At 55.4% G+C, this 25,257-nt stretch carries 32 protein-coding genes; 19 read left to right on the top strand and 13 right to left on the bottom strand.

Features of this window, described 5'->3' with window-relative positions:
- Positions 1-8: 8 nt before the first annotated feature.
- Positions 9-1,253 carry an enterobactin transporter EntS gene (entS, locus tag HFD95_RS13415; protein WP_167430343.1) on the top strand — a complete coding sequence of 415 codons (1,245 nt, stop codon included), beginning with the start codon at positions 9-11 and terminating at the stop codon, positions 1,251-1,253.
- Here the strand turns inward: entS and fepB are convergent.
- Complete coding sequence (fepB, locus tag HFD95_RS13410; RefSeq protein WP_167430342.1) at positions 1,248-2,216, bottom strand: Fe2+-enterobactin ABC transporter substrate-binding protein; 969 nt, start codon at positions 2,214-2,216, stop codon at positions 1,248-1,250. The genes entS and fepB overlap by 6 nt on opposite strands.
- A gap of 177 nt (positions 2,217-2,393) precedes the next feature.
- Here fepB and HFD95_RS13405 point away from each other — a divergent pair, with 177 nt between their 5' ends.
- The 5 genes from HFD95_RS13405 to HFD95_RS13385 are packed head-to-tail and all read left to right on the top strand — an operon-like array spanning position 2,394 to position 7,249.
- Positions 2,394-3,572, top strand: coding sequence for an isochorismate synthase (locus tag HFD95_RS13405; protein WP_064690584.1), 1,179 nt, complete (start codon positions 2,394-2,396; stop codon positions 3,570-3,572).
- Positions 3,573-3,582: 10 nt separating this feature from the next.
- On the top strand, positions 3,583-5,199 hold the full coding sequence (locus HFD95_RS13400) for a (2,3-dihydroxybenzoyl)adenylate synthase (RefSeq protein ID WP_052271177.1): 1,617 nt from the start codon (positions 3,583-3,585) through the stop codon (positions 5,197-5,199).
- A gap of 18 nt (positions 5,200-5,217) precedes the next feature.
- On the top strand, positions 5,218-6,072 hold the full coding sequence (locus tag HFD95_RS13395; protein ID WP_167430341.1) for an isochorismatase family protein: 855 nt from the start codon (positions 5,218-5,220) through the stop codon (positions 6,070-6,072).
- On the top strand, positions 6,069-6,827 hold the full coding sequence (gene dhbA, locus HFD95_RS13390) for a 2,3-dihydro-2,3-dihydroxybenzoate dehydrogenase (protein WP_167430340.1): 759 nt from the start codon (positions 6,069-6,071) through the stop codon (positions 6,825-6,827). The genes HFD95_RS13395 and dhbA overlap by 4 nt, the downstream gene beginning before the upstream one ends.
- A gap of 2 nt (positions 6,828-6,829) precedes the next feature.
- Positions 6,830-7,249: a hotdog fold thioesterase gene (locus HFD95_RS13385; RefSeq protein WP_167430339.1), complete on the top strand. Its 420-nt coding sequence runs from the start codon at positions 6,830-6,832 to the stop codon at positions 7,247-7,249.
- A gap of 72 nt (positions 7,250-7,321) precedes the next feature.
- On the opposite strand, the gene cgtA is transcribed toward HFD95_RS13385, so the two are convergent.
- The 3 genes from cgtA to rplU form a co-directional block, all read right to left on the bottom strand.
- Complete coding sequence (cgtA, locus tag HFD95_RS13380; RefSeq protein ID WP_003851092.1) at positions 7,322-8,494, bottom strand: Obg family GTPase CgtA; 1,173 nt, start codon at positions 8,492-8,494, stop codon at positions 7,322-7,324.
- A gap of 242 nt (positions 8,495-8,736) precedes the next feature.
- The gene (gene rpmA / locus HFD95_RS13375; RefSeq protein WP_003851093.1) at positions 8,737-8,994 is read right to left on the bottom strand and encodes a 50S ribosomal protein L27; all 258 of its coding nucleotides are present in this window, start codon (positions 8,992-8,994) and stop codon (positions 8,737-8,739) included.
- Between the two features lie 15 nt (positions 8,995-9,009).
- Entirely contained in the window at positions 9,010-9,321 is a 312-nt protein-coding gene (gene rplU / locus HFD95_RS13370) for a 50S ribosomal protein L21 (protein WP_008925416.1), read from the bottom strand.
- Between the two features lie 257 nt (positions 9,322-9,578).
- Here rplU and ispB point away from each other — a divergent pair, with 257 nt between their 5' ends.
- Positions 9,579-10,550, top strand: a complete 972-nt coding sequence (ispB, locus tag HFD95_RS13365) for an octaprenyl diphosphate synthase (protein WP_008925415.1) — start codon at positions 9,579-9,581, stop codon at positions 10,548-10,550.
- A gap of 238 nt (positions 10,551-10,788) precedes the next feature.
- Positions 10,789-11,073 carry a helix-turn-helix transcriptional regulator gene (locus HFD95_RS13360; protein ID WP_022625265.1) on the top strand — a complete coding sequence of 95 codons (285 nt, stop codon included), beginning with the start codon at positions 10,789-10,791 and terminating at the stop codon, positions 11,071-11,073.
- A gap of 73 nt (positions 11,074-11,146) precedes the next feature.
- Here HFD95_RS13360 and murA read toward each other — a convergent pair whose 3' ends face one another.
- The 8 genes from murA to HFD95_RS13320 form a co-directional block, all read right to left on the bottom strand.
- Positions 11,147-12,406: a UDP-N-acetylglucosamine 1-carboxyvinyltransferase gene (gene murA / locus HFD95_RS13355; RefSeq protein ID WP_010251868.1), complete on the bottom strand. Its 1,260-nt coding sequence runs from the start codon at positions 12,404-12,406 to the stop codon at positions 11,147-11,149.
- A 66-nt stretch (positions 12,407-12,472) separates the two neighbouring features.
- The gene (gene ibaG / locus HFD95_RS13350; RefSeq protein WP_010251880.1) at positions 12,473-12,730 is read right to left on the bottom strand and encodes a BolA family iron metabolism protein IbaG; all 258 of its coding nucleotides are present in this window, start codon (positions 12,728-12,730) and stop codon (positions 12,473-12,475) included.
- 113 nt (positions 12,731-12,843) lie between these two features.
- Positions 12,844-13,149, bottom strand: a complete 306-nt coding sequence (gene mlaB / locus HFD95_RS13345; protein WP_010251883.1) for a lipid asymmetry maintenance protein MlaB — start codon at positions 13,147-13,149, stop codon at positions 12,844-12,846.
- Positions 13,149-13,784, bottom strand: coding sequence for a phospholipid-binding protein MlaC (gene mlaC, locus HFD95_RS13340; protein WP_010251887.1), 636 nt, complete (start codon positions 13,782-13,784; stop codon positions 13,149-13,151). Before mlaC ends, mlaB begins: the two co-directional genes overlap by 1 nt.
- Positions 13,785-13,799: 15 nt before the next feature.
- The gene (gene mlaD / locus HFD95_RS13335) at positions 13,800-14,345 is read right to left on the bottom strand and encodes an outer membrane lipid asymmetry maintenance protein MlaD (RefSeq protein WP_010251890.1); all 546 of its coding nucleotides are present in this window, start codon (positions 14,343-14,345) and stop codon (positions 13,800-13,802) included.
- A gap of 4 nt (positions 14,346-14,349) precedes the next feature.
- Entirely contained in the window at positions 14,350-15,132 is a 783-nt protein-coding gene (gene mlaE, locus HFD95_RS13330) for a lipid asymmetry maintenance ABC transporter permease subunit MlaE (RefSeq protein ID WP_010251894.1), read from the bottom strand.
- A gap of 16 nt (positions 15,133-15,148) precedes the next feature.
- The gene (gene mlaF / locus HFD95_RS13325) at positions 15,149-15,952 is read right to left on the bottom strand and encodes a phospholipid ABC transporter ATP-binding protein MlaF (RefSeq protein WP_167430338.1); all 804 of its coding nucleotides are present in this window, start codon (positions 15,950-15,952) and stop codon (positions 15,149-15,151) included.
- Positions 15,924-16,181 carry a hypothetical protein gene (locus HFD95_RS13320; RefSeq protein ID WP_124889623.1) on the bottom strand — a complete coding sequence of 86 codons (258 nt, stop codon included), beginning with the start codon at positions 16,179-16,181 and terminating at the stop codon, positions 15,924-15,926. The genes mlaF and HFD95_RS13320 overlap by 29 nt, the downstream gene beginning before the upstream one ends.
- On the opposite strand from HFD95_RS13320, the gene HFD95_RS13315 reads away from it, so the two are divergent.
- The 11 genes from HFD95_RS13315 (at position 16,180) to npr (ending at position 24,160) form a co-directional block, all read left to right on the top strand.
- Positions 16,180-17,160: a calcium/sodium antiporter gene (locus HFD95_RS13315; protein ID WP_010251901.1), complete on the top strand. Its 981-nt coding sequence runs from the start codon at positions 16,180-16,182 to the stop codon at positions 17,158-17,160. The genes HFD95_RS13320 and HFD95_RS13315 overlap by 2 nt on opposite strands.
- Positions 17,161-17,176: 16 nt before the next feature.
- Positions 17,177-18,160, top strand: a complete 984-nt coding sequence (gene kdsD, locus HFD95_RS13310; RefSeq protein WP_010251903.1) for an arabinose-5-phosphate isomerase KdsD — start codon at positions 17,177-17,179, stop codon at positions 18,158-18,160.
- A gap of 13 nt (positions 18,161-18,173) precedes the next feature.
- Positions 18,174-18,740, top strand: a complete 567-nt coding sequence (gene kdsC / locus HFD95_RS13305; RefSeq protein WP_167430337.1) for a 3-deoxy-manno-octulosonate-8-phosphatase KdsC — start codon at positions 18,174-18,176, stop codon at positions 18,738-18,740.
- The gene (gene lptC / locus HFD95_RS13300; protein ID WP_010251907.1) at positions 18,737-19,309 is read left to right on the top strand and encodes an LPS export ABC transporter periplasmic protein LptC; all 573 of its coding nucleotides are present in this window, start codon (positions 18,737-18,739) and stop codon (positions 19,307-19,309) included. Before kdsC ends, lptC begins: the two co-directional genes overlap by 4 nt.
- On the top strand, positions 19,284-19,835 hold the full coding sequence (gene lptA / locus HFD95_RS13295) for a lipopolysaccharide ABC transporter substrate-binding protein LptA (RefSeq protein WP_010672013.1): 552 nt from the start codon (positions 19,284-19,286) through the stop codon (positions 19,833-19,835). Before lptC ends, lptA begins: the two co-directional genes overlap by 26 nt.
- 5 nt (positions 19,836-19,840) lie before the next feature.
- Positions 19,841-20,566 (top strand): LPS export ABC transporter ATP-binding protein, encoded by a 726-nt coding sequence (gene lptB, locus HFD95_RS13290; protein ID WP_003851107.1) that lies wholly within the window; start codon positions 19,841-19,843, stop codon positions 20,564-20,566.
- A 48-nt stretch (positions 20,567-20,614) separates the two neighbouring features.
- Positions 20,615-22,048, top strand: coding sequence for an RNA polymerase factor sigma-54 (rpoN, locus tag HFD95_RS13285; protein WP_010251911.1), 1,434 nt, complete (start codon positions 20,615-20,617; stop codon positions 22,046-22,048).
- Between the two features lie 21 nt (positions 22,049-22,069).
- Positions 22,070-22,357, top strand: coding sequence for a ribosome hibernation promoting factor (gene hpf, locus HFD95_RS13280; RefSeq protein ID WP_010251913.1), 288 nt, complete (start codon positions 22,070-22,072; stop codon positions 22,355-22,357).
- Between the two features lie 152 nt (positions 22,358-22,509).
- The gene (gene ptsN, locus HFD95_RS13275) at positions 22,510-22,989 is read left to right on the top strand and encodes a PTS IIA-like nitrogen regulatory protein PtsN (protein ID WP_010251916.1); all 480 of its coding nucleotides are present in this window, start codon (positions 22,510-22,512) and stop codon (positions 22,987-22,989) included.
- 47 nt (positions 22,990-23,036) lie between these two features.
- The gene (gene rapZ, locus HFD95_RS13270; protein WP_010251920.1) at positions 23,037-23,891 is read left to right on the top strand and encodes an RNase adapter RapZ; all 855 of its coding nucleotides are present in this window, start codon (positions 23,037-23,039) and stop codon (positions 23,889-23,891) included.
- Positions 23,888-24,160 (top strand): PTS phosphocarrier protein NPr, encoded by a 273-nt coding sequence (npr, locus tag HFD95_RS13265; protein WP_010251923.1) that lies wholly within the window; start codon positions 23,888-23,890, stop codon positions 24,158-24,160. The genes rapZ and npr overlap by 4 nt, the downstream gene beginning before the upstream one ends.
- A gap of 3 nt (positions 24,161-24,163) precedes the next feature.
- On the opposite strand, the gene mtgA is transcribed toward npr, so the two are convergent.
- Positions 24,164-24,883: a monofunctional biosynthetic peptidoglycan transglycosylase gene (mtgA, locus tag HFD95_RS13260; protein WP_010251926.1), complete on the bottom strand. Its 720-nt coding sequence runs from the start codon at positions 24,881-24,883 to the stop codon at positions 24,164-24,166.
- Positions 24,884-25,257 lie beyond the last annotated feature (374 nt).

Below are 25,257 nucleotides of genomic sequence, written 5' to 3'. Positions count from 1 at the left end.
GCGACGTTATGAACAAACCCTCCCACTTTATCGATCTCAGCCTGCTGAGAACCCACCCCGCCTTTCGCGCCATTTTTATCGCCCGCTTTATCTCCATCGTCGCCCTCGGCATGCTGGCGGTGGCGGTACCGGTTCAGATTCAGCAGCTAACGCAGTCGCCGCTGCTGGTGGGGCTGGCGGTGACGCTGGCCGGTGCCGGCATGTTTATCGGCCTGCTGACCGGCGGTGTGCTGGCGGATCGCTATGAGCGCCGACGTCTGATCCTGTTTGCCCGATCCACCTGTGGCCTGGGCTTTGTCGCCTTATGCATCAATGCCCTGCTCCCTTCGCCGTCGGTGATCGCCGTCTTTGTGCTGGGACTGTGGGATGGTTTTTTCGGCGCGATAGGCGTCACCGCGCTGCTGGCGGCGACGCCGGCGCTGGTCGGGCGTGAAAACCTGATGAAAGCAGGTGCGATTACCATGCTGACGGTGCGCTTTGGCGCGATTCTCTCCCCCGCCATTGCCGGACTGGTCATCGCGCAGGGCGGTGTGGCGTGGAACTACGGACTGGCGGCGTTCGGCACGTTGCTGACGGTGCTAACCCTGCTGCGGTTGCCGCGGCTTGCGCCACCGCCGCAGCCGCGTGAACATCCGCTGAAAGCACTGGCCAGCGGCGTGCAATTCCTGTTTGCCAGCCCGATTGTTGGCATGGCGGCGCTGGTCGGCGCGCTGGTGACGTTAGCCAGCGCGGTGCGCGTGCTCTATCCGGCGCTGGCGCCACACTGGCAGGTCGGTGTGACGGAGTTAGGGCTGATGTATGCCGCCGTTCCGCTGGGTGCTGCCACAGGTGCCCTCACCAGCGGACGGCTGGCACAGTCACCGCAGCCGGGCCGCCTGATTCTGGCGAGTGCTATTGCTGCTTTCGTCGCGCTGGCTCTGTTCAGCCTGATGCCGTGGTTCAGCGCGAGTCTGGTCTGCCTCGCGGTCTTTGGCTATTTCAGTGCCATCAACAGCCTGGTGCAGTACGCGCTGATCCAGACGCTGACGCCTGATGCGCTGCTCGGCAGGATCAACAGCCTCTGGACAGCGCAGAATGTCACCGGCGATGCGATAGGTGCAGCGATGATTGGCGCGATGGGTTCACTGCTGTTGCCGCAGCAGGCGGCCAGCCTGGCTGGTCTGGCAGCAACCGTGCTGAGCATCGTCATGTGGCTGCTGATGGCGCGTCTGCGTCGCTATCAACCGCCTGCACCGGCGGAAACGGGATCATGATTTAACGAACAACGTCTCCAGCCGCGTCAGCAAATTGTTGGCGCTGTAGTAGTCGAGCCGGAAGCTATCCAGCCCCAGCGCATAGACCGCTTTTGCGCGCACAGCTGGGGTCTGCGCCAGGAAAGGGTTGCTCATCACCTGTGCGGCGGTGGGCTCTTCAGCGGCAAACAGCAGATATGATTGACCATTAAGGCCTGCCGCCAGATTTTCTCCTGACAGTTGCAGGATATCTTTACGCTGTCCCATGCTGTGACCAGACTGAAGAGTGGCCGGCGGCGTCGCCAGAGTGAAGCCCAGTTGCTGCAGTAATTTCCCCTGCGCCGATGCATCCGTCCACAGATTGACTGCCCGGCCATCCCCGTTCCACACCATCGCTGATACCGGCTGCGGCGGCAGGGTCAGCTTCGCTTTCAGAGCCTTTTCTCGCGCATCAAACTCAGCTTTCCGGGCGGCAGCTTCCGCTTCATGCCCGGTCGCCTCACCCAGCAACGTCACCAGTTGCTGCCAGCTTTTATCGTCGTAATTCACCACCAGCACCGGCGCAATCGCCGCAAGCTGATCGACCAGTTTGATCGCCGAATCATTCCCGGTGGCGCTGACCACAATCAGGTCTGGCGCTTCAGCAGCAATCGCTTCTGCACTGGGCTCACCAATGTAGAGACGTTTTACGCCGCGCTGTTTGGCCACTTCGCCCCACTGACGGAAGAATCCCTGCTTATCAGCCAGCCGACTGCCGGGTGCGGTTGCGCCACTAGCGACGACCGGCGCATCAATGGCCAGCAGCGAGCCGGTCAGGGTAACGCTGGTCGAAACAATGCGCATCGGTGCCTGGGTCAGCGTGATATTGCCTGTTGCCCCGGCGACAGTTCGCGGCCAGCCGGTCTGGGCAGCAGCGGTAACACTGAACAGGCTGATGCTCAGGAAAAACAGCGCTATCGCCGATGTGACACCATGTTTACTCATAGATTTTCGTCCACTTTTACCCGGAAAAAGAGAGAGACCATTTGTGCTGATTTAACCGGCCATGCCAGCTGAATCGCCGCGTAATTATTGACACTTTCGGCTAATCAACGTAGGTTACTGGCCCACAATACAAATGATAATCATTATTAGTTATCTTATCATTTATAGGTGGAAATTATGGTGGAATCGCTGGCGTTTGAACATCCCTTGTTGCAGGATTTCCCGGCACTCTGCCGTGGCTTTCTGTTTACCTCTCCCTGGCAAAGCCTGACCACACAGGGCTGTTTTACTACCCTTACCGCGCCGGTAAGGCAGGGTGAGCAGCTGACAGGGGAGTTTCAGCAGCAACTACAGCACCATTTTGCTTCAGCCAGAAAACAGGGCATTGCCCATCCCATTCTGGTGGGTGCAATCCCCTTCGACGTGGATCAGCCCGCTGCGCTGTTTATCCCTGAGTCGTATCAGACCTTTAACCGTGACGATCTCAACGCCAGTGCCTCTCTAACTGAGGCTGAACTGCCGCAGGTGCGTCGCCGCACGGCGGTGCCGGACCATGACATTTTCATCGACATGGTTGCGCAGGCGGTAGCGGCTACGCAGCGCGGCGATCTGGATAAAGTGGTGTTGTCGCGGCTGATGGATATCGTGGCGGAACAACCGGTTGATAAGGCCGCCCTGATGCAGCGCATCGTGGCGCAGAACCCTAACAGCTATCACTTCCATCTGCCGCTGCCCGATGGTGGCGCGCTGGTTGGCGCCAGCCCGGAACTGATGATTCGTAAGCAGGGCCGCCAGTTCAGCTCCTGTCCGCTGGCCGGTTCAGCGCCGCGTCATCGCGATCCGCAGCGTGACCAGGCCTCTGGCGACAGCCTGATGCACTCAGCAAAAGATCGTCATGAGCATAAGCTGGTCACGGATGCGATGCGCGCGACGCTGCAGCCGCGCAGCCGGATGCTGTCGGTCCCCGAGACACCTTCACTGCTGACCACCGCAACACTGTGGCATCTCGCTACGCAGATTCAGGGTGACGTGCTGGACGATCGCGAAAATGCGCTGTCACTGGCCTGTCTGCTGCATCCAACACCGGCCCTCAGCGGCTTCCCGCATCAGCGTGCTCAGGCGCTGATTCAGCGACTGGAGCCATTTGAACGTCAGCTGTTTGGCGGCATCGTCGGCTGGTGTGACGATCAGGGCAATGGCGAATGGGTCGTCACCATTCGCTGCGGTACGGTGAATGGCCCGCGGGTGCGGCTGTTTGCGGGCGCAGGCATCGTAGCGGACTCACAACCTGAATCAGAATGGCGTGAAACCGGCGTCAAACTCGACACCATGCTTCGCGCTTTTGGACTGCAATAAAGGAACCTGTATGACGATTTCCTACAGCCGCTGGCCGGACGATCTGGCCGCACGTTACCGTGAAAAAGGCTACTGGCTCGATCTGCCGATGACCGATATCCTGGAACGTCATCGCGACAGCGAGAGCGTAGCGGTGATTGATGGCGAACGACAATTTACCTATCGCCAGCTGGCGGCGCTGAGTGACAACCTGGCCGCGGCATTGCAGCGTCGCGGCCTGAAGTCAGGCGATACGGCGCTGGTGCAGCTTGGCAACGTGGCTGAGTTTTACCTGACGCTGTTTGCCCTGTTCAAAATCGGCGTTGCCCCGGTTAACGCCCTGTTCAGCCATCAGCGCACTGAACTGGCCGCCTATGCCAGTCAGATCTCGCCGAGCCTGTTAATTGCCGATCGCAGCCACGCACTGTTCGCCGATGATGCGTTTATTGCGCAACTTCGCCGCGATCAGCGTTCACTACAACAGGTGATCCTGCGTAATGACGCTCAGACGGAAAACAGCCTCGACGCCCTGCTGGCTGAACCCGCGGGCAACTTCATCGCAACCCCGACCGCAGGCGATGAAGTCGCCTTTTTCCAGCTGTCGGGTGGCAGTACCGGTACACCGAAACTGATCCCACGTACCCATAATGATTACTACTACAGCATCCGTGAGAGTGACGTTATCTGCGATGTTACCGCCGACACCCGCTACCTGATCGCCCTGCCCGCCGCGCATAACTTCCCGATGAGTTCGCCGGGCGCGCTGGGCGTTTTTTACGCGGGCGGACAGGTGATCTTAGCCGCCGATCCCAGCGCAACACTCTGCTTCCCGCTGATTGAAAAGCATCAGGTCACCGATACCGGCCTGGTTCCGCCCGCCGCCAGTCTCTGGCTGCAGGCGATTCAGGAATGGGGCAGCAATGCTGCGCTGGCCTCGCTGCAACGCATTCAGGTCGGTGGCGCAAAGCTGGGCGAAACGCTGGCCGCGCGCATCCAGAACGAGATCGGCTGCACCCTGCAGCAGGTATTTGGTATGGCGGAAGGTCTGGTGAACTACACCCGACTGGATGACGATGAGCAGACCATTCTCACCACGCAGGGACGCCCGATCTCCCCGGATGACGAGGTGTGGGTCGCCGACGATCAGGGTAATCCATTGCCAGCAGGCTCCATCGGTCGCCTGATGACGCGTGGTCCTTATACCTTCCGCGGCTACTACAACAGCCCGGAACATAACGCCGCCAGCTTCGATGACCAGGGCTTTTACTGCTCTGGCGATCTGATTGAGATCACGCCTGCTGGCAACATCATCGTGCAGGGCCGGGAGAAAGATCAGATCAACCGGGGCGGCGAAAAGATCGCAGCCGAAGAGATCGAAAACCTGCTGCAGCGCCATGCGGATGTGATCCACGCTGCACTGGTCTCCATGAGCGACGAGCTGATGGGTGAAAAGAGCTGTGCCTTTATCGTCACCCGTCAGCCGGTTAAACCGGTAGCGCTGCGTCGTCACCTTCGTGAACTTGGCGTCGCAGAATTTAAGCTGCCCGACCGTATTACCTGCGTAGATGCCCTGCCGCTGACCGCGGTCGGAAAGGTGGACAAAAAACGTCTGCGCCAACAACTTGCCGATCAACAAGCGCAAGCCTGATCTGTCCGGAGATTTTCAATGGCTATTCCACAACTGACCTCTTATCCGCTGCCAGCCGCCACCGAGTTGCCCAACAACAAAGTGAAATGGATGCTGGAGCCGGGCCGTGCCGCCCTGCTGATCCACGATATGCAGCGCTATTTTCTCAACTTCTGGGGCGACAACAGCCCGCTGGTTGAGCAGGTAGTCGACAATATTGCCCGGCTGCGTCGCTACTGCAAAGCGCAGGGCATTCCGGTGTTTTACACCGCTCAGCCAAACGCGCAGAGCGATGAAGATCGTGCGCTGCTCAACGACATGTGGGGACCGGGCCTGAATAAACATCCCGATCAGCAGAAGATCGTGGATGCGCTGGCACCAGATGAGGACGATCATGTCCTGACCAAATGGCGCTACAGTGCATTTCACCGCTCGCCGCTGGAGTCGATCCTGCAGGAGATGGGTCGCGATCAGCTGATTATCACCGGCGTCTATGCCCATATTGGCTGCCTGACCACCGCCACCGATGCGTTTATGCGCAATATTCAGCCGTTCATGGTGGCCGATGCGCTGGCTGACTTCAGCCGTGAGGAACATATGATGGCGCTGACCTACACCGCGGGCCGTAGCGGAAAAGTGGTGATGACCGCCGATCTGATGCCTGTGCCACTCAGCAAAGATGATTTGCGCGCGTTGATCCTGCCGCTGCTGGAAGATGATGAGGTGCCGGAAGATGATGAAAACCTGATTGATTACGGTCTGGACTCAGTACGCGTGATGGCGCTGGCGGCACGCTGGCGTCAGGTACATCGTGATATCGATTTCGTCAGCCTGGCGAAAAATCCGAGCATTGATGGCTGGTGGGCGCTGCTGACGCGGGAGCCGGCGAAATGAGCCACACATTCGACTTCAGCGGTAAAATCGTCTGGGTAACCGGTGCCGGCCAGGGCATCGGCTATCATACTGCGTTAGCCTTTCATCAGGCTGGCGCACAGGTCGAGGCCTTTGATCAACGTTTTAAGGGCCATGATTACCCGTTTCCCTGCCACACGATGGATGTAGCCGATCCGGCTCAGGTCAAAACGATCTGCCAGCGCGTATTGGCCGTGCAACCGCGCATTGATGTGCTGGTCAACGCAGCCGGTATCTTACGGATTGGTGCCACCGATGAGCTGTCGTTTGCCGACTGGCAGGCGTGTCTTAACGTCAATGCGGGCGGCGCGTTTAATCTGTTCCAGCAAACATTGCCACGCTTTCGCGAACAGCGCGCCGGTGCCATCGTCACCGTCGCGTCTAATTCGGCTCATGCCCCGCGTATTGGCATGTCCGCTTATGGTGCTTCAAAAGCGGCGCTGCGCAGTCTCTGTCAGACCGTGGGTCTGGAGATGGCGCCCTATGGCGTGCGCTGCAACATCGTTTCACCCGGTTCCACCGACACCGATATGCAGCGCAGCCTGTGGCACACACCGACGGGTGAGCAGGAGATGATTGCCGGCTTCCCGGATCAGTTCAAGCTGGGTATCCCGCTGGGCAAGATCGCGCAGCCGCAGGAAATTGCGGCCACTGTAATGTTTCTCGCGTCGGATCTTGCCAGCCATGTGACGCTGCAGGATATTGTGGTTGATGGTGGCGCAACCCTGGGAGCCTGATAATGACAGCGATCTGGAAGCGATCCATTGATCTTCCCGCCTTGAATGCGCTGGGTGAGAACTCTCTGGTGGCCCATCTGGGTATCGTTTTTACCCTGATAGGTGATGATTATCTGGAAGCGACGATGCCGGTCGATGCCCGTACGCAACAGCCGTTCGGGCTGCTGCATGGCGGTGCGTCCGTGGTGCTGGCGGAGTCGATGGGCTCAATTGCCGGATATCTGGCGGTTGAGGAAGGCATCAGCGTGGTTGGCGTAGAAGTGAATGCCAGCCATCATCGTGCGGTTTCTGCCGGTCTGGTGCGGGGAATTTGCCGTCCACTGCATCTGGGTAAACGCAGTCAGAGCTGGCAGATTGAGATTCGTAACGGTCGGGATCAGCTGTGCTGCAGTGCGCGACTGAGTGTGGCGGTGATGAGCTAGCTGCAGAAAGAACAATGCCCCCTTTCAGGCCTGAAAGGGGGCATTGCATATCACGCTGTAGCAGGCGATCGGTTAACGCTGATAGATAATTTCAACGCCTTCGTCGTCTTCATCATCCCAGTCGTCATCCCACTCTTCATCTTCCACTTCAACCGTGTTTTCAATGGTTTCTTTGTGGTAATCGTCCCACATGAACTCCACTTTCTCCGGCTGCTTCTCTTCAAGCTCCGCTTCTTTCGGATTAGCGTTGATGAAGCTCATCACGTCCCAGCAGAGTTCGTTGACACCGGTACGGCTTGCGGCAGAAATCAGGTAATACTTATCTTCCCAGCCCAGTGCTTCAGCCACCGCTTTAGCCCGTGACTGCGCTTCTTCTTCACTGATCAGATCAATTTTGTTGAAGACCAGCCAGCGTGGCTTGTTGAACAGCTTCTCGCTGTACTTTTCCAGCTCGCCGAGAATGATGCGGGCATTTTCAACCGGATCGCTTTCATCGATAGGGTCGATGTCGATCAGGTGCAGCAACACGCGGCAGCGCTCAAGGTGCTTCAGGAAGCGAATGCCCAGGCCTGCGCCATCGGCTGCGCCTTCAATCAGGCCAGGGATATCGGCCACGACGAAGCTCTGCTCGCTGTCCATACGAACCACGCCCAGGCTCGGCACCAGCGTGGTAAACGGATAGTCCGCCACTTTTGGCTTCGCTGCCGATACGGCACGGATAAAGGTCGATTTACCGGCATTCGGTAAGCCCAGCATCCCGACATCTGCCAGCAGCATCAGCTCCAGCTGCAGATCGCGCTTTTCACCTGGGGTACCCATGGTTTTCTGGCGCGGACTGCGGTTTACAGATGATTTAAAGCGGGTGTTACCCAGGCCATGCCAGCCGCCTTTGCCGACCATCAGTTTCTGGCCGTGACGCGTCATGTCGCCCAGTGTCTCGCCGGTACCCTGATCGATAACCCGGGTGCCGACCGGCACTTTAACTTCGATATCTTTACCGCGTTTGCCAGTACAGTCGCGGCTCTGGCCGTTCTGCCCACGCTCGGCGCGGAAAGATTTTTCGAAACGATAATCGATAAGGGTGTTGAGGTTTTCATCAGCGATCAGATAAACGTCACCGCCGTCACCGCCATCACCCCCATCAGGGCCGCCTCTCGGGATATATTTTTCGCGGCGGAAGCTTACGCAACCATTACCGCCATCACCGGCGACGACCAAAATTGTCGCTTCATCTACAAACTTCATTTTCTATCTCCGTCACACAATCGCCTGCAGCACTCTGCAGACGGGTCCGCCAGGGTCTTCTGCGCTGACCAGCGGCGGATAAATCAGGATTGGCTTTCGCCAGTGCGTACATAAAGTGTACAGCAAACTTTTGTGATGCGTCGCTTTTACCGCAACAGACCGCAGAATGTAAAAAGCCCCGCAGGAGCTGCGGGGCCTTCAATTCGTGCGTTCAGACGTTAAACGTCTGCGTCACGACAACCTTACTCAGCAACGATGCTGATGTATTTACGGTTGTTCGGACCTTTAACTTCGAACTGTACTTTACCGTCTGCGGTAGCAAACAGGGTGTGGTCACGACCACAACCTACATTGGTACCGGCGTGGAATTTGGTGCCACGCTGACGAACGATGATGCTACCTGCCAGAACAGATTCGCCACCGAAACGTTTTACACCCAGACGTTTTGCATTGGAGTCACGACCATTTCGAGTCGAACCACCAGCCTTTTTATGTGCCATTTGTCAGATCTCCTCTTATGCCGTGATACCAGTGATTTTCACATCAGTGAACCACTGGCGATGGCCTGCTTGCTTACGGTAGTGCTTACGACGACGAAACTTAACGATCTTAATTTTCTCGCCACGACCGTGAGCAACAACTTCTGCCTTGATCATTCCGCCTGAAACCAGTGGCGCGCCGATTTTCACGTCTTCGCCATTAGCAATCATCAGAACCTGGTCAAACTCAATCGTTTCACCGGTTGCGATGTCCAGCTTTTCCAGGCGAACGGTCTGACCTTCGCTTACTCGGTGTTGTTTACCACCACTTTGGAAAACCGCGTACATATAAAACTCCGCTTCTGCGCTTGCCTTTTAGTTCATCAGGCGGCGCGCTAAATATTCACAATAGGGCGCGAATTCTACGCAAAACTCCAGAAGAAGACAAGAGCACTTTGCACACTCTTGCAGAAAAAAAACACAGGCTGAATGCAACCGTTTCTCAGGCAGAAAATTCAAGTACAATCAGTAACAGATTACCTGAACGCTGGCTGGGTAAAAGCACTTACCATGGCAGAGATAACGAGTCATAGCTGAAAAGACGAATGAACTTAGAACAGATTAATGAATTAACCGCACAGGATATGGCTGCCGTTAACCAGACCATCCTCGACCAGCTGAATTCAGATGTCTCGCTCATCAACCAGTTGGGCTACTACATCATCAGTGGTGGGGGCAAGCGTATCCGTCCCATGATTGCCGTGCTATCCGCACGTGCCATGGGCTACAAGGGCGATCTTCACGTGACCAATGCGGCGCTGATCGAATTTATCCACACCGCCACGCTGCTGCATGACGATGTCGTGGATGAATCCGATATGCGTCGTGGCAAAGCGACCGCGAACGCGGCGTTTGGCAATGCGGCAAGCGTGCTGGTCGGTGATTTTATTTACACCCGCGCCTTCCAGATGATGACCAGCATGGGTTCGCTGCGTATCCTGGCGCTGATGTCAGAAGCGGTAAACGTGATTGCTGAGGGCGAAGTCCTGCAGCTGATGAACGTCAACGATCCCGACATCACCGAAGAGAGTTACATGCGCGTGATTTACAGCAAGACCGCGCGTCTGTTTGAAGCGGCCTCGCAGGCCTCGGCGATACTGGCTGAAGCCACACCTGAAGAGGAAAAAGCGCTACAGGATTATGGGCGCTATCTGGGCACCGCTTTCCAGTTAATTGACGACTTACTGGATTACAGTGCTGACGGCGAGACGCTGGGCAAAAATACCGGCGATGATCTGAGTGAAGGCAAACCCACGCTGCCACTGCTGCATGCTATGCAGCACGGCTCACCTGAGCAGGCGAAGATGATCCGTGAAGCCATTGAGCAGGGAAATGGCCGCCATCTGCTGGAACCGGTACTGGAAGCGATGAATCAGTGTGGTTCACTCGAATGGACGCGCAGCCGCGCCGAACAGGAAGCGGATAAAGCCATTGAAGCCTTGCGTATTCTGCCCGAATCGCCGTGGCGCAGTGCGCTGGAGTCGCTGGCGCACATGTCAGTTCAGCGCGATTTCTGATCCCTCACGGAGCCTGACAGGCTCCGTTTTTACGTCCCTGCTCTCACTTCTTTTTGTTATCTCTTAGCTGTTGCACTCCTTTTGCATGCCACCCCACAGATCAGATGCTGGATCCAAATATTACTGGAAACTAATGGGAACTATTTGCTATAAAAACCTCAATCTTTCCAGATAACGGTAAAAAGGAAAGCTCACGTCCTGCTGGACGACGCAATGACAGGGAAAAGGAGAACAGGATATGCAAAAAAGGATGGAAGACTGGCACCCGGCTGACATTATCGCGGCGCTGCATAAGCGTGGAATGACACTCGCAGCGCTGTCACGCGCAGCAGGTCTCAGTTCATCAACGCTGGCTAATGCGCTCACGCGTCCATGGCCCAAGGGCGAATGGTTGATCGCTGACGCGATCAAGGTTCATCCTTGTGAGATCTGGCCCAGCCGCTATTACGATCCCGAGACCCACTGCCTGCTGGATCGCAGAAAACGTATCCGGGCGCCTGTCGATCATTCCGATACCGCCTGAAAACTCAGGCGATCCTCAGGCGAAAAAAAACCAGCCCCCAAAGGGGGCTGGCTCTTTCAGAGCATCTGCGGGATTACTCTTCGCTGACGCGCTCGATGTTTGCGCCCATGGCTTTCAGCTTATCTTCGATGTGCTCATAGCCACGATCGATGTGATAAATGCGATCAACAAACGTCGTTCCTTCCGCAATACAACCGGCCAGAACCAGGCTGGCAGACGCACGCAAATCGGTCGCCATCACCTGCGCACCTGACAGGGTTTCAACCCCATGACAGATCGCCGTGTTGCTCTCAATCTCAGCATGTCCGCCCATACGAATCAGTTCCGGGATATGCATGAAACGGTTTTCGAAGATGGTTTCGGTAATCACGCCCGTGCCTTCCGCAACCATGTTTAGCAGTGTGAACTGCGCCTGCATATCGGTCGGGAAACCTGGATGCGGTGCAGTGCGCACGTTGACCGCTTTTGGCCGCTTGCCGTGCATATCCAGACTGATCCAGTCTTCACCGGTTTCGATATCGGCACCCGCATCACGCAGCTTGGCCAGCACAGCATCCAGCGTATCCGGCTGGGTTTTGTGACACATCACTTTGCCACCCGAAATGGCGGCAGCCACCAGGAAGGTACCGGTTTCGATACGGTCTGGCAGGACACGATAAACACCGCCACCCAGACGCTCTACGCCTTCGATGGTGATTTTATCGCTGCCTGCACCGCTGATTCTGGCGCCCAGGGTGTTCAGGAAATTGGCGGTATCGACAATTTCCGGCTCACGCGCCGCATTCTCAATCACGGTAGTACCGGTCGCCAGCGTCGCAGCACTCATGATGGTCACGGTCGCGCCGACGCTGATTTTGTCCATGACAATCAGTGCGCCCTTCAGGCGGCCATTGACTGACGCTTTCACGTAGCCCTCTTCCAGCTTGATCTCGGCACCCAGCTGTTCAAGACCGGTAATGTGCAGATCAACCGGACGCGCGCCGATAGCGCAGCCACCCGGCAGGGAAACCTGACCCTGACCAAAACGCGCCACCAGCGGGCCCAGCGCCCAGATTGAGGCACGCATGGTTTTGACCAGATCGTAAGGCGCACAAAATACATCTACCGCGCTGGCATCGACATGCACAGAACCGTTGCGTTCCACCTTCGCACCCAGCTGGCTCAGCAGCTTCATGGTGGTATCAATGTCGCGCAGCTTTGGCACATTCTGGATCTCGACCGGCTCTTCAGCCAGCAGCGCAGCAAACAGAATAGGAAGCGCGGCGTTCTTTGCCCCGGAAATGGTTACTTCACCACTTAAGCGGGTGGGGCCTTGCACACGAAATTTGTCCATTAACACGGCTCTCAATTAACTAGCTAAAGATTGGACTCGCCAGCGACGAGTTCACCACGCTGGGGATCAGAAACCGTTGAGTTTACGGTCACGCGCCCATTCAGCGGGAGTATAGGTTTTGATAGAGACAGCATGAATGCGGTTATCCGCGATAAATTCCATCAGCGGCGCGTAGACAGCCTGCTGCTTTTTCACGCGGCTCAGTTCGCCAAACAGTTCGCCTACGGCGATCACCTGAAAATGGCTGCCATCATTGCTCATCACATGCACTTCGTCTAAAGGCAATGCTGCCATCAGCACGGCCTGAATTTCACTGTTTTCCATTGGGCTTAACTTCACTTAATAATAATAAGGCTGACATAGTAGAGGAAAGCGGCTGACTCTTAAATACGCAAAAGCCCCTGTTGAAAACAGGGGCTTAGCATAACAACCGGATATCAGGCGCTTTTATCCGCAGAAACAATAATCTGTTGCAGATTGTAAAGCGTAATCAGCGAATGCAGTTTGTCGCTGATGCCCGTAAAGCGAGGGGTAATACCCTGTGCCCGCGCGATTTCCCGCAGATGCACCAGCAGGGCAAGCCCGGAAGAGTCCACACGCTCCAGCGCCGCGACGTCGATGGTATCGACATCTTTAATCAGCGTTTCACGTTGCTGCCACAGGCTCATCAGCGTGTCGCGATCCAGTTCGCCTTTCAGTAATAGCGTGCTGGCTTCCCGCTCCCAGCGTAACGATTCGTGCATTATTGTTGTTTATCCAGCGTGATTGGCTGTGCCGCAGAAGATTTCAGCTGCGCCGTCAGACCATCGATACCTTTGGTACGTAACAGATCGCTCCACTCATTTTGTTTGGTGGTGATCATGCTGACGCCTTCAGCGATCATGTCATACGCCTGCCAGTTACCGCTCTGGCTGTTTTTACGCCACTGGAAGTCGAGGCGAACCGGTGGACGGCCATTTGGATCGATAATGGAAACGCGAATAGCGACAATCTGGGCATCGCCTAACGGCTGCTCAGGCTGAATCTGGTAGCTCTGTCCGTTGTACAGTGCCAGTGCCTGACCATAAGCCTGCGCCAGATAGTCACCAAAGGCGCTGAAGTAGGCTTCACGCTGAGCGGGCGTCGAATCACGATAGTAGCGGCCCAGCACTAACGCGCCCGCATATTTGATCTGCACATAGGGCAGCAGCTCCTGACGCACAATCTGACGCAGGTAGTTAGGGTCCTGCTTGATTTTCGGCTGCTCGTTTTTCAGACGGGTGAACGTCTTTTGCGCCGCTTCATTCATCAGTTTGTAGGGGTTGCTCTGATCGGCTGCGGTTGCCGTCAGCGGTACCGCAACCACCAGCATGGCAATCATCAGTAAACGTTTAAACATGGTATACCCTCTTCTTTAAGGTTGAGCCGGTGCCGCAGGCGCAGCACTGTCGCCTTCCTGCGCATCCTTGTTTTCACTGTTTTGTTTATTATCGCCGCTCTTATAAAGGAACTGACCGATCAGGTCTTCGAGCACCATGGCGGATTTCGTATCGCGCAGCGTATCGCCATCTTTCAGCATCGCCGAACCCAGTTCAGGATCGTCAAATCCTAAATTGAGTGCCAGGAATTGCTCACCCAGCAGTCCCTGAGTGCGAACCGCCAGCGAGCTGGTGTCTGAAATTTTATTCGCATACTGATCGCTGATGTCCATGGTGACACGCGGCAGCAGCGTTTTCGGCTCTAACTCAATGTCGGTCACCCGGCCAATCACCACCCCACCAATCTTGACCGGCGAACTGGCTTTGAGACCACCAATATTGTCAAAGGTGGCGTAGAGCTTCCACGTCGGCTCGGTGCCCATTGACTTTAAATCGGCGACGCGCAGAGCGAGAAACAGCGCCGCCAGCAACGCCATAATCATAAATATGCCAACCCAGATTTCGCTTTTTTTGCTTTGCATTGCATCAATTCCCAAACATCAGTGCTGTCAGCACAAAATCCAATCCGAGCACCGCCAGTGACGCGTGCACCACAGTGCGCGTCGTCGCGCGACTGATCCCTTCAGAGGTTGGAATCGCATCATAGCCGTTAAACAGCGCAATCCACGTCACGGTAATGGCAAATACCGCACTTTTAATCAGGCAGTTAACCACATCGGCACGAAAATCGACGGCATTCTGCATCGCCGACCAGAAGAAACCAGGATCAATCCCTTTCCAGCTCACCCCGACCAGCGCCCCACCGGCAATCCCTACCGCGGTAAAAATCAGCGTCAGTAACGGCATACTGATAAAACCGGCCCAGAAGCGCGGCGAGACCACCCGGCGCAACGGGTCAACCGCCATCATCTCCATACTGGAGAGCTGTTCGGTGGCCTTCATCAGGCCGATTTCGGCGGTCAGCGCAGACCCTGCCCGTCCGGCGAACAGCAGCGCGGTTACAACCGGCCCCAGTTCGCGCAGCAATGACAACGCCACCAGCATACCGAGGCTGGTTTCCGCGCCATAGGTGTTTAAGACCAGATAACCCTGAAGGCCAAGCACCATGCCGATAAACAGACCGGAAACCACGATGATCAGCAGCGACAGCACGCCGACGCTATAAAGTTGTTTAATCAGTAGCGGCGTGTGTCTGCGGAACGCTGGCTTGCCCACCAGCGCATGAAAGAGCATGAGTCCTGCGCGTCCAAAACTGGCGCACGTTTCAATTCCCTGACGTCCAAATGTCGCCAGCGCCTTCAACACCATCAGTTTAGTTACTCCCTTAGCCGGTTAAATCAGCGAGATAGTCGCCGGCAGGAAAACGGAAGGGAACCGGACCATCCGCATCGCCATCAATAAACTGGCGAACGCGCGGGTCATTGTTCGCTCGCAACTCCGGCGTGGTGCCGTGTGCGATAATTTTTTGTCCGGCCACGATATAGGCATAGTCCGCAATACTCAGTACTTCCGGTACGTCGTGCGAGACCACAATACAGGTCAGGCCCAGAGCATGGTTCAGTTCATCAATGAGTTTTACCAGCACACCCATCGTGATCGGATCCTGACCGACGAAAGGCTCATCAAACATGATCAGTTCCGGCTCCAGCGCGATAGCGCGCGCCAGTGCCACACGACGCGCCATTCCGCCCGACAGCTCCGCGGGCTTCAGCTGGGCCGCGCCACGCAGACCCACCGCTTCCAGCTTCATCAGCACTGTGCTGTGCAGCAGCGGAGGAGGCAGACGGGTATGTTCACGCAGCGGCCAGGCAACATTTTCATAGACCGTCAGGTCAGTAAACAGCGCGCCAGACTGGAACAGCATGCTCATTTTTTTGCGCGCTTCGTACAATTTAGTGCGAGACAGTGACGGAATGTTTTCACCACGGAAAAAGATTTCACCGCGGGTCGGCTGAAGTTGCCCCCCAATCAAGCGTAGCAGCGTGGTTTTTCCTATCCCCGACGGCCCCATTATCGCCGTCACTTTGCCTTTTGGCACGGTCAGCGAAATGTCATCGAAGATGGTGCGATCTCCGCGCGAAAAACTCACGCCACGAACCTCAACCAGATTCGATTGCTGCTGGATCATTATAACCTCTTGTAAGGATCGGGCGTAAACATGGGGTACGATGGTAGCCTGTTCGGTCCTGATTCACGATAGCTTTACAGAAACTTACCGCTAAGATTTGGCGAAAATGGTCATTAAATTTACTTTTGCCGTCCGGACGGTCAAAATCAGCGCCTGTCTCGCCAAACAGAACCTTAAACCGGTCGGGAAAGGCATTGCCGGCCTGGGTTTTTACGCAAGGATTTTTCATGTTCGTAGCTTCTGCACTGCTGATTATCGGTTTGCTTTTACTGGCATATGGTGCCGATCGTCTGGTGTTTAGCGCCTCTATACTGTGTCGATCATTTGGCATCCCGCCACTGATTATTGGCATGACCGTTGTCAGCATCGGCACCTCGCTGCCAGAGATGATCCTCTCCTTTTCCGCCGCGCAGCATGGCCAGATGGATCTTGCTGTTGGCACCGCGCTCGGCTCGAATATTACCAATATTTTACTCATCCTGGGTGCCGCTGCGCTTATGCACCCGCTCAGCGTCCATTCTAATCTGATACGCCGTGAACTGCCGTTAATGTTGCTGGTTACCCTGCTCAGCGGTTTCATGCTGTTTGACAATCAGCTTAGTCGACTGGATGGAATAGGCCTGATCGCCATTGCCGCGATTTATCTGATGGTGGTAATTCGCATTGCGCGTAAAGCAGAACGGGATAACAACGACACCCTGACCCGCGAGCAGCTGGCCGAGCTGCCACGCGAAGAGAGTGGAAATACGGTGGCCTTTCTCTGGCTGGCCGTCGCGCTGATTATCCTGCCGATGTCGACACGAATGGTGATCGACAATGCCACGGCGTTTGCCGACTATTTTGGCGTCAGCGAGCTGGTGATGGGCCTGACGCTGATCGCCGTGGGCACCAGCCTGCCCGAGCTGGCAACGGTTATTGCCGGTGCGCTGAAAGGCGAAGATGATATCGCGATCGGCAATCTGATCGGCGCCAACATTTATAATATTGCCATTGTGCTGGGTCTGCCGGCGCTGATTCACCCTGGCAGTGTCGATTATCACGCCTTCGCCCGTGATTACTGGGTGATGCTGGGAGTCAGCGTGCTGTTTGCCCTGCTCTGCCTGCTACGTCGCCGCCGCGTTGGCCGTACGGCAGGCTTATTTTTACTCTGTGGTTTCTTCGTCTGGGTGACGCTGCTGTGGATGCAGCCGGCATTCATGGACGGCTAACAAGGACAGACTCACTATGTCATATCAGCAACCAACAGCATTTGATTTCCAGCAGGCGGGGAAAACCGTACTGCGCATTGAGCGCGAAGGTCTGGAACAACTCGATCAATATATTAACGACGATTTCGCCCGCGCCTGCGCCCTGATCTACGCCTGTCAGGGTAAAGTGGTGGTGATGGGCATGGGCAAGTCTGGCCATATCGGCAAAAAAATGGCGGCGACCTTTGCCAGTACCGGCACGCCCGCTTTTTTTGTTCATCCGGCCGAAGCCAGCCATGGCGATCTGGGCATGGTGAGCAAAAATGATGTGGTCATCGCCATCTCCAACAGCGGTGAGTCGAACGAAATCCTCGCGCTGATTCCGGTTTTAAAGCGTCAGCACATTACGCTGATCTGCATGACCGGACGGCCTGACAGTGCGATGGGCCGGGTTGCCGATGTGCATCTGTGTGTCCATGTTCCGCAGGAAGCCTGCCCGCTGGGTCTGGCACCGACCACCAGCACCACGGCCACGCTGGTGATGGGTGACGCGCTGGCGGTTTCGCTGCTGGAAGCGCGCGGCTTCACCGCCGAAGACTTTGCTTTGTCCCATCCTGGTGGTGCGCTGGGCCGTAAACTGCTGCTGCATGTGGCTGATATCATGCACAGTGGCGATGAGCTGCCGCACGTCACACGGGACGCCTCGCTGCGCGATGCGCTGCTGGAGATTACCCGCAAAAATCTGGGGCTGACGGTGATCGTCGACGACCTGATGAAAATTGAAGGTATCTTTACCGATGGTGACCTGCGCCGCATCTTTGATATGGGCATCGATTTCCAGCGCGCCACCATCGGGGAAGTGATGACGCCAGGTGGCATCCGCGTCCGGCCTAATATGCTGGCGGTGGAAGCCCTGAACCTGATGCAGACCAAAAACATTACCTCGATTCTGGTGGCCGATGACGACCATCTGCTCGGTGTGGTACATATGCATGACATGCTGCGCGCTGGCGTAGTCTGAACAGGAAGAGAAAATGCAACAGGCAACCCACCCGATTGAAACCTGCTACGGCCCGGTCAGCGCTGACGTTATGGCGCGCGCCAGCAGGATTCGTCTGCTGATCTGCGATGTCGATGGCGTGATGTCCGACGGGGTGATCTACATGGGGAATAATGGCGAAGAGCTGAAGGCATTCAACGTGCGGGACGGTTACGGCGTTCGCTGTTTGCTGACCTCCGATGTGGAAGTGGCTATTATTACCGGCCGCAATGCCCGCCTGATGGAAGATCGCTGCAAAACGCTCGGCATCCGTCATCTTTATCAGGGACAATCGGATAAGCTTTTGGCCTATCGTGAACTTCTGGATAAACTGTCTCTTTCCGACGACCAGGTCACCTACATTGGTGACGATCTGATCGACTGGCCGGTTATGGCGAAAGTGGGTTTAAGCGTGGCGGTGGCGGATGCACATCCGATCCTGTTGCCGCGCGCGCATTATGTCACGCGGATTGCCGGTGGACGCGGTGCAGTTCGCGAAGTATGTGACCTGATCTTAATGGCGCAGAACAAATTTGAGGATGCCAAAGGGCAATCAGTATGAGTAAAAGCAGGCGTTGGATAACGCTGATTCTGACCTTGATTGCACTGGTTTTGATCGGCTGGAATCTTACTAACCAGGATGACGATGGCACGCCAGTCGGCACGGACAGTCAGTCACCGACCTACACCAGTGCTGATTCACACACTGTGGTTTATAACCCGCAGGGCGCGCTGTCATATAAACTGGTCTCTGACAAAGTGACCTATTTCTCGGATGATGAACTGAGCTGGTTCGACAATCCGGTCATGACCACCTTTGATGAGAACAAAATCCCTACATGGACGTTACGCGCGGATAAAGCAAAGCTCACCAAAGATCGTATGCTTTACCTGTATGGCCATGTTGAGCTGAATACGCTGACGCAGGATTCTCAGCTTGAGCGGATCAAAACCGATAACGCCCAGATTAATCTTGTCACTCAGGACGTTACCTCTGATGACCAGGTGACATTGTATGGCCGCAGTTTTAACTCCACCGGCATGAAAATGCGCGGCAATTTACGGACAAAAAACGCCGAGTTAATCGAGAAGGTCAAAACCTCTTATGAAATTCAAAATGAACAAAAATAGCCTGAAGCTTTTACTGGCCAGCATGCTGCTGGCAACCAGCGTTCCGGCGCTGGCTCTGACCGGTGACTCGGACAAGCCCGTCAATATTGACTCGCAGAATCAGGCGCTGGATTTGCAAGGCAATGTCGCGACCTTTACCGGCAATGTCATCGTGACGCAGGGCTCAATTAAAATCACGGCAGATAAAGTCGTGGTGACCCGTCCGGGCGGCGACAGCAAGAAAACCATCGTTGACGCCTACGGTAATCCCGCCACCTTCTATCAGATGCAGGACAGCGGTAAGCCGGTGCAGGGCCATGCCGCAAAACTGCACTATGAACTGGCTAATGATTTCGTTGAACTGACCGGCAATGCGTTCATTGAGCAGCAGGACAGCAACATCAAAGGCGATCGTATTACCTACCTGGTGAAAGAGCAGAAAATGCAGGCTTTCAGTCAGGGCCAGAACAAGCGCGTCACGACTGTACTGGTGCCGTCGCAACTTCAGGACAAAGGTTCGTCCAACAGCGGAAAGAAGAGTAACTGATAGCTATGGCCACATTAATCGCAGAAAACCTGGCGAAGGCATATAAAGGCCGTCGCGTGGTAGAAGATGTCAGCCTGCAGGTAAAATCCGGCGAGATTGTCGGCCTGCTGGGCCCGAACGGTGCCGGTAAAACCACCACCTTTTACATGGTAGTGGGCATTGTGCCGCGTGACGCTGGCCGCATTATTATTGATGATGAAGATATCAGCATCCTGCCGCTGCATGCCCGTGCGCGTCGTGGCATCGGCTATCTGCCGCAGGAGGCATCGATCTTCCGTCGCCTCAGCGTCTACGATAACCTGATGGCGGTCTTGCAGATCCGTGACGATCTGACCGAAGAGCAACGCCAGGATCGTGCCCGTGAGCTGATGGAAGAGTTTCACATTGAGCACCTGCGCGACAGCATGGGCCAGGCACTTTCGGGTGGTGAGCGACGTCGTGTTGAGATTGCGCGGGCGCTGGCGGCTAATCCTAAATTTATCCTGCTGGATGAACCTTTTGCCGGTGTTGACCCCATCTCCGTTATCGACATTAAGAAGATCATTGAGCATCTGCGTGACAGCGGCCTCGGTGTGCTGATTACCGACCATAACGTACGTGAAACGTTAGCGGTCTGTGAGCGGGCTTATATCGTCAGCCAGGGGCACCTGATCGCACACGGCACACCGAATGAAATTCTTGCGGATGAGCAGGTTAAGCGGGTTTATTTGGGTGAAGAGTTCAGACTCTGATAAGGTGTCGTTAATACCGATGTTTACCTGGGAACGATCATCCTGTCTATGAAGCAAGGTTTACAACTCAGGTTCAGCCAACAGCTGGCAATGACTCCGCAATTGCAACAGGCGATTCGCCTGCTGCAACTCTCTACGCTTGAACTCCAGCAGGAGCTTCAGCTTGCGCTGGAAAGTAATCCGCTGCTTGAGCAGACTGACCTGCATGAAGAGATCGATTCACGGGAGTCTTCAGAGGCCGAGGCGCTGGATACACGCGAAGCGCTTGAGCAGAAAGAGATGCCTGATGAACTGCCGCTGGATGCGACCTGGGATGAGATCTACACCGCGGGTACGCCTTCCGGCACCGGCACCGATTACCAGGATGATGAGTTACCGGTTTATCAGGGCGAAACAACCCAGTCGCTGCAGGATTATCTGATGTGGCAGGTCGGCCTGACGCCGTTCAGCGATACCGATCGCGCCATTGCCACCTCTATTGTCGATGCTATTGATGACACCGGGTATCTCACCGTTTCGCTTGAGGAGATCCTTGACAGCATCGGCGATGATGAGCTCGAAGCGGATGAAGTTGAAGCGGTGCTGAAACGCATCCAGCGCTTTGACCCGATTGGTGTTGGCGCGCGCGACCTGCGTGACTGCCTGCTGGTGCAGCTTTCACAATATGCGCCCGAAACGCCGATGCTGGCAGAGGCGCGCCTGATCGTCAGCGAACATCTCGATCTGCTGGCAAACCACGATTTCCGCAGCCTGATGCGGGTCACACGCCTCAAAGAAGAGGTGCTGAAAGAGGCGATGCTGCTGATTCAGTCGCTGGACCCGCGTCCGGGTCAGTCGATCAACACCGGCGAACCAGAATATGTCATTCCCGATGTGCTGGTGCGTAAGATCGGCAGCCGCTGGACGGTTGAACTCAATGCCGATAGCGTGCCACGCCTGAAGATCAATCAGCACTATGCGGCAATGAGCGGCGCGACGCGGAACGACAGCGACAGCCAGTTCATTCGCAGTAATCTGCAGGAAGCCCGCTGGCTGATTAAGAGTCTGGAAAGCCGCAATGATACCCTGCTGAAAGTGACGCGCTGTATTGTTGAGCAGCAGCAGGCCTTTTTCGAGCAGGGTGAAGAATTTATGCGCCCGATGGTGCTGGCGGATATCGCCCAGGCCGTTGAGATGCACGAATCGACCATCTCCCGCGTTACCACGCAGAAGTATCTGCACAGCCCGCGTGGCATTTTTGAACTGAAGTACTTTTTCTCCAGTCACGTTAATACGGAAGGTGGCGGTGAAGCCTCCTCTACCGCGATTCGTGCCCTGGTGAAAAAATTAATTTCGGCGGAAAATCCAGCCAAACCCTTGAGCGACAGTAAACTGACCTCCATGTTATCTGATCAGGGGATCATGGTGGCACGGCGTACCGTCGCCAAATATCGTGAGTCTTTATCCATCCCGCCATCGAACCAGCGTAAACAACTGGTTTGAAAGAAATGAGAAGGAAGACCTATGCAGCTGAACCTGACCGGGCAACACGTTGAAATCACTCCACCTCTGCGTGAATTCGTCAACGGTAAATTTGCCAAACTGGAACACTATTTTGAACATATCAATCAGGTCTATATTGTCCTGAAGGTTGAGAAAGTCACGCAGGTGGCTGACGCAACACTACACGTGAATGGTGGCGAGCTGCACGCCACATCCGAAGCGGAAGATATGTATGCGGCCATTGACGGACTGATCGATAAGCTCACCCGTCAGCTGACCAAACACAAAGATAAACTGAAAAAACACTAACCTTCACGCTAGCGACGCGCGCCTGGCGCGCAGAGCCGACAGGATGGGGCGGATAATCCGCCCCGTTTTGTCATCTGAGCAGGCGCCGTTTGTCACACGCGTCAATACGCGCTGGCGGTGAATGGCCTGGTGAACACGCAAGTGAAACGATAATGAACAACGATCTCACACTGGAATTGAGCACAGTGCTTTCGCCAGACTGCACCCGCAGCGGCGTCCACTGCCAGAGCAAAAAACGTGCGCTGGAAATCATCAGCGAACTGGCCGCTAAGCAGCTCAACCTGCCGCACCAGACGCTTTTCGAAGCGATCCTGACCCGCGAACGCATGGGCAGTACCGGTATTGGTAACGGGATAGCCATCCCGCACGGCAAGCTGGAAGAGGATACGCTGCGCGCGGTTGGGGTGTTTATCAGCCTCGAACAGCCGATTGCGTTTGATGCCGTCGACAACCAGCCGGTCGATCTGTTGTTTGCCTTACTGGTCCCGGCTGACCAGTGCAAAACACATCTGCACACCCTGTCACTGGTGGCAAAGCGTCTGGCAGATAAAACGGTTTGCCGTCGTCTGCGCGCAGCGCAGAGTGATGAAGAGCTCTATGCCATTATTACGGAAGTCCAGTCGGAGCAGTAACGCGTCTTTACCGGCCCGGTGCCGGTTTTAAAACGGGAGAGAAGGTCATGGTGCTGATGATCGTTAGCGGTCGTTCAGGCTCGGGGAAGTCAGTGGCGCTCCGTGCGCTGGAAGATATGGGGTTCTACTGCGTTGATAACCTGCCGGTCGTGCTGCTGCCTGAGTTAGCTAACTCGCTGGCTGAGCGCAATATTTCGGCGGCGGTCAGCATCGACGTGCGTAATATGCCCGAATCCCCGGAAATTTTTGAAACCGCACTGAATAATCTGCCTGATACATTTTCCCCTCAGCTGCTGTTTCTCGACGCCGATCGCAACACCCTGATTCGTCGTTACAGCGATACGCGCCGTCTGCATCCCCTCTCCAGCAAAAACCTCTCGCTGGAGAGCGCGATTGATGAAGAGAGCGATCTGCTGGAGCCACTTCGTTCGCGTGCCGATCTGATCATCGACACCTCAGAGATGTCGGTGCACGAGCTGGCAGAGATGCTGCGTACCCGCCTGCTGGGCAAGCGTGAACGTGAGCTGACCATGGTGTTTGAGTCGTTTGGCTTCAAGCATGGCATTCCGATTGACGCTGACTATGTATTTGACGTGCGCTTTCTGCCCAACCCCCACTGGGATCCCAAACTGCGCCCGATGACCGGCCTCGATCGTCCTGTGGCGGCCTTCCTTGATCGCCACACTGAAGTGCATAATTTTATCTACCAGACGCGCAGCTACCTTGAACTCTGGCTGCCGATGCTGGAGACCAATAACCGTAGCTATCTTACCGTGGCGATTGGCTGCACCGGCGGTAAACACCGCTCAGTCTATATTGCAGAACAGCTGGCAGATTACTTCCGTTCACGGGGTAAGAATGTGCAGTCACGCCATCGTACGCTGGAAAAGCGCAAATCATGACCGTCAGACAAACTGTAGAAATCAAAAATAAGCTGGGCATGCATGCACGTCCGGCGATGAAGTTATTTGAGCTGGTGCAGAGCTTTGATGCCGAAGTATTACTGCGCAATGAAGCGGGCACTGAAGCCGAAGCCAGCAGCGTGATTGCGCTGCTGATGCTCGACTCGGCAAAAGGCGGCCACATTGAGATTGAAGCCAGCGGCCCGGAGGAGATTCCGGCGCTGGCAGCGGTCATTGAGTTATTTGAAGCGGGTTTCGATGAAGATTAACGCTTAGTCGAGCTGATTACGCTGCAGGAAGCCTTCCCCGCCAAGCTGGCGCATCTGACGCAGTATCCACTGCTGCCGCTCTCTGACATAGCCTGAGGGTGCAGCAGCACGATAACGTATCGGATTAGGCAGCACCGCTGCCAGTAAGGCGGCATCTGCTGCGGTCAGCCGGCTGGCAGGCTTATGGAAATAACGCTGAGAAGCCGCCTCAACGCCAAAGATGCCGGGCCCGAACTCCGCAATATTGAGATAGACGGTTAAAATACGCCGCTTCGTCCAGACCGTTTCAATTCCTACCGTCAGACCCGCTTCCAGACCTTTACGCACCCAGCTGCGACCATCCCAGAGGAACAGATTCTTCGCCGTCTGTTGAGACAGCGTGGACGCCCCACGCATCCGGCTATCGCTGTTATCCAGTACAGACTCAATCGCCGCCACATCAAAGCCCCAATGGGTGGGAAACTTTTGATCTTCTGAGGCGATAACGGCCAGCCCCATCCAGGGCGAAATCTCGTCATGGCCGACCCAGTCTGAATGGGCGACATAACTAAAATCACCGCGTAACCAGGCTCCGATCTGTCGTTCAGCCATCACCGCTGAGAACGGCACGGGTAAGAACGAAAAGAGTAAAATGCCCGCCAGCCATATTCCCAGCCACACCAGTACGATACGACCAACAATACGTCTGATACGCTGTCCGACGCTTCCTTTATGCTTGTTCATGCAATCTTCCCACACTTGTTTCAGACGTTAATCAATCACTCATGTAATCACTGCTAAAAAAGCAGCCTTTTTACGATTATCGCTGAAAACTGACAGGCTGTTTCCAGACTTTATTCAATCATTTTGCATCAACATGCTGCAACAGTTCGAAATAGTTCAAGTACTTCCGCAAAAAAGGAATCGGTTCCATTCATTGCCATTGCTTAGCATCTTTCCAGATAAACACTTAATCATGAGTAATAAGCGCCCGCATGAATCATTTACCATGCTTAACTGTTATTGTTTTCTTAATCCTGCCGCGCCTAAAGGTTAATCAGAATTATCGTTATAACGGATAAATAAGCAGCGCTTAATAGCGTCACGGGTTGCCAGAA

This window comes from Pantoea sp. EKM10T (genome assembly GCF_011800685.1).
Lineage (GTDB): Bacteria > Pseudomonadota > Gammaproteobacteria > Enterobacterales > Enterobacteriaceae > Pantoea > Pantoea agglomerans.
This window is presented reverse-complemented; position numbering and strand designations above follow the sequence as displayed.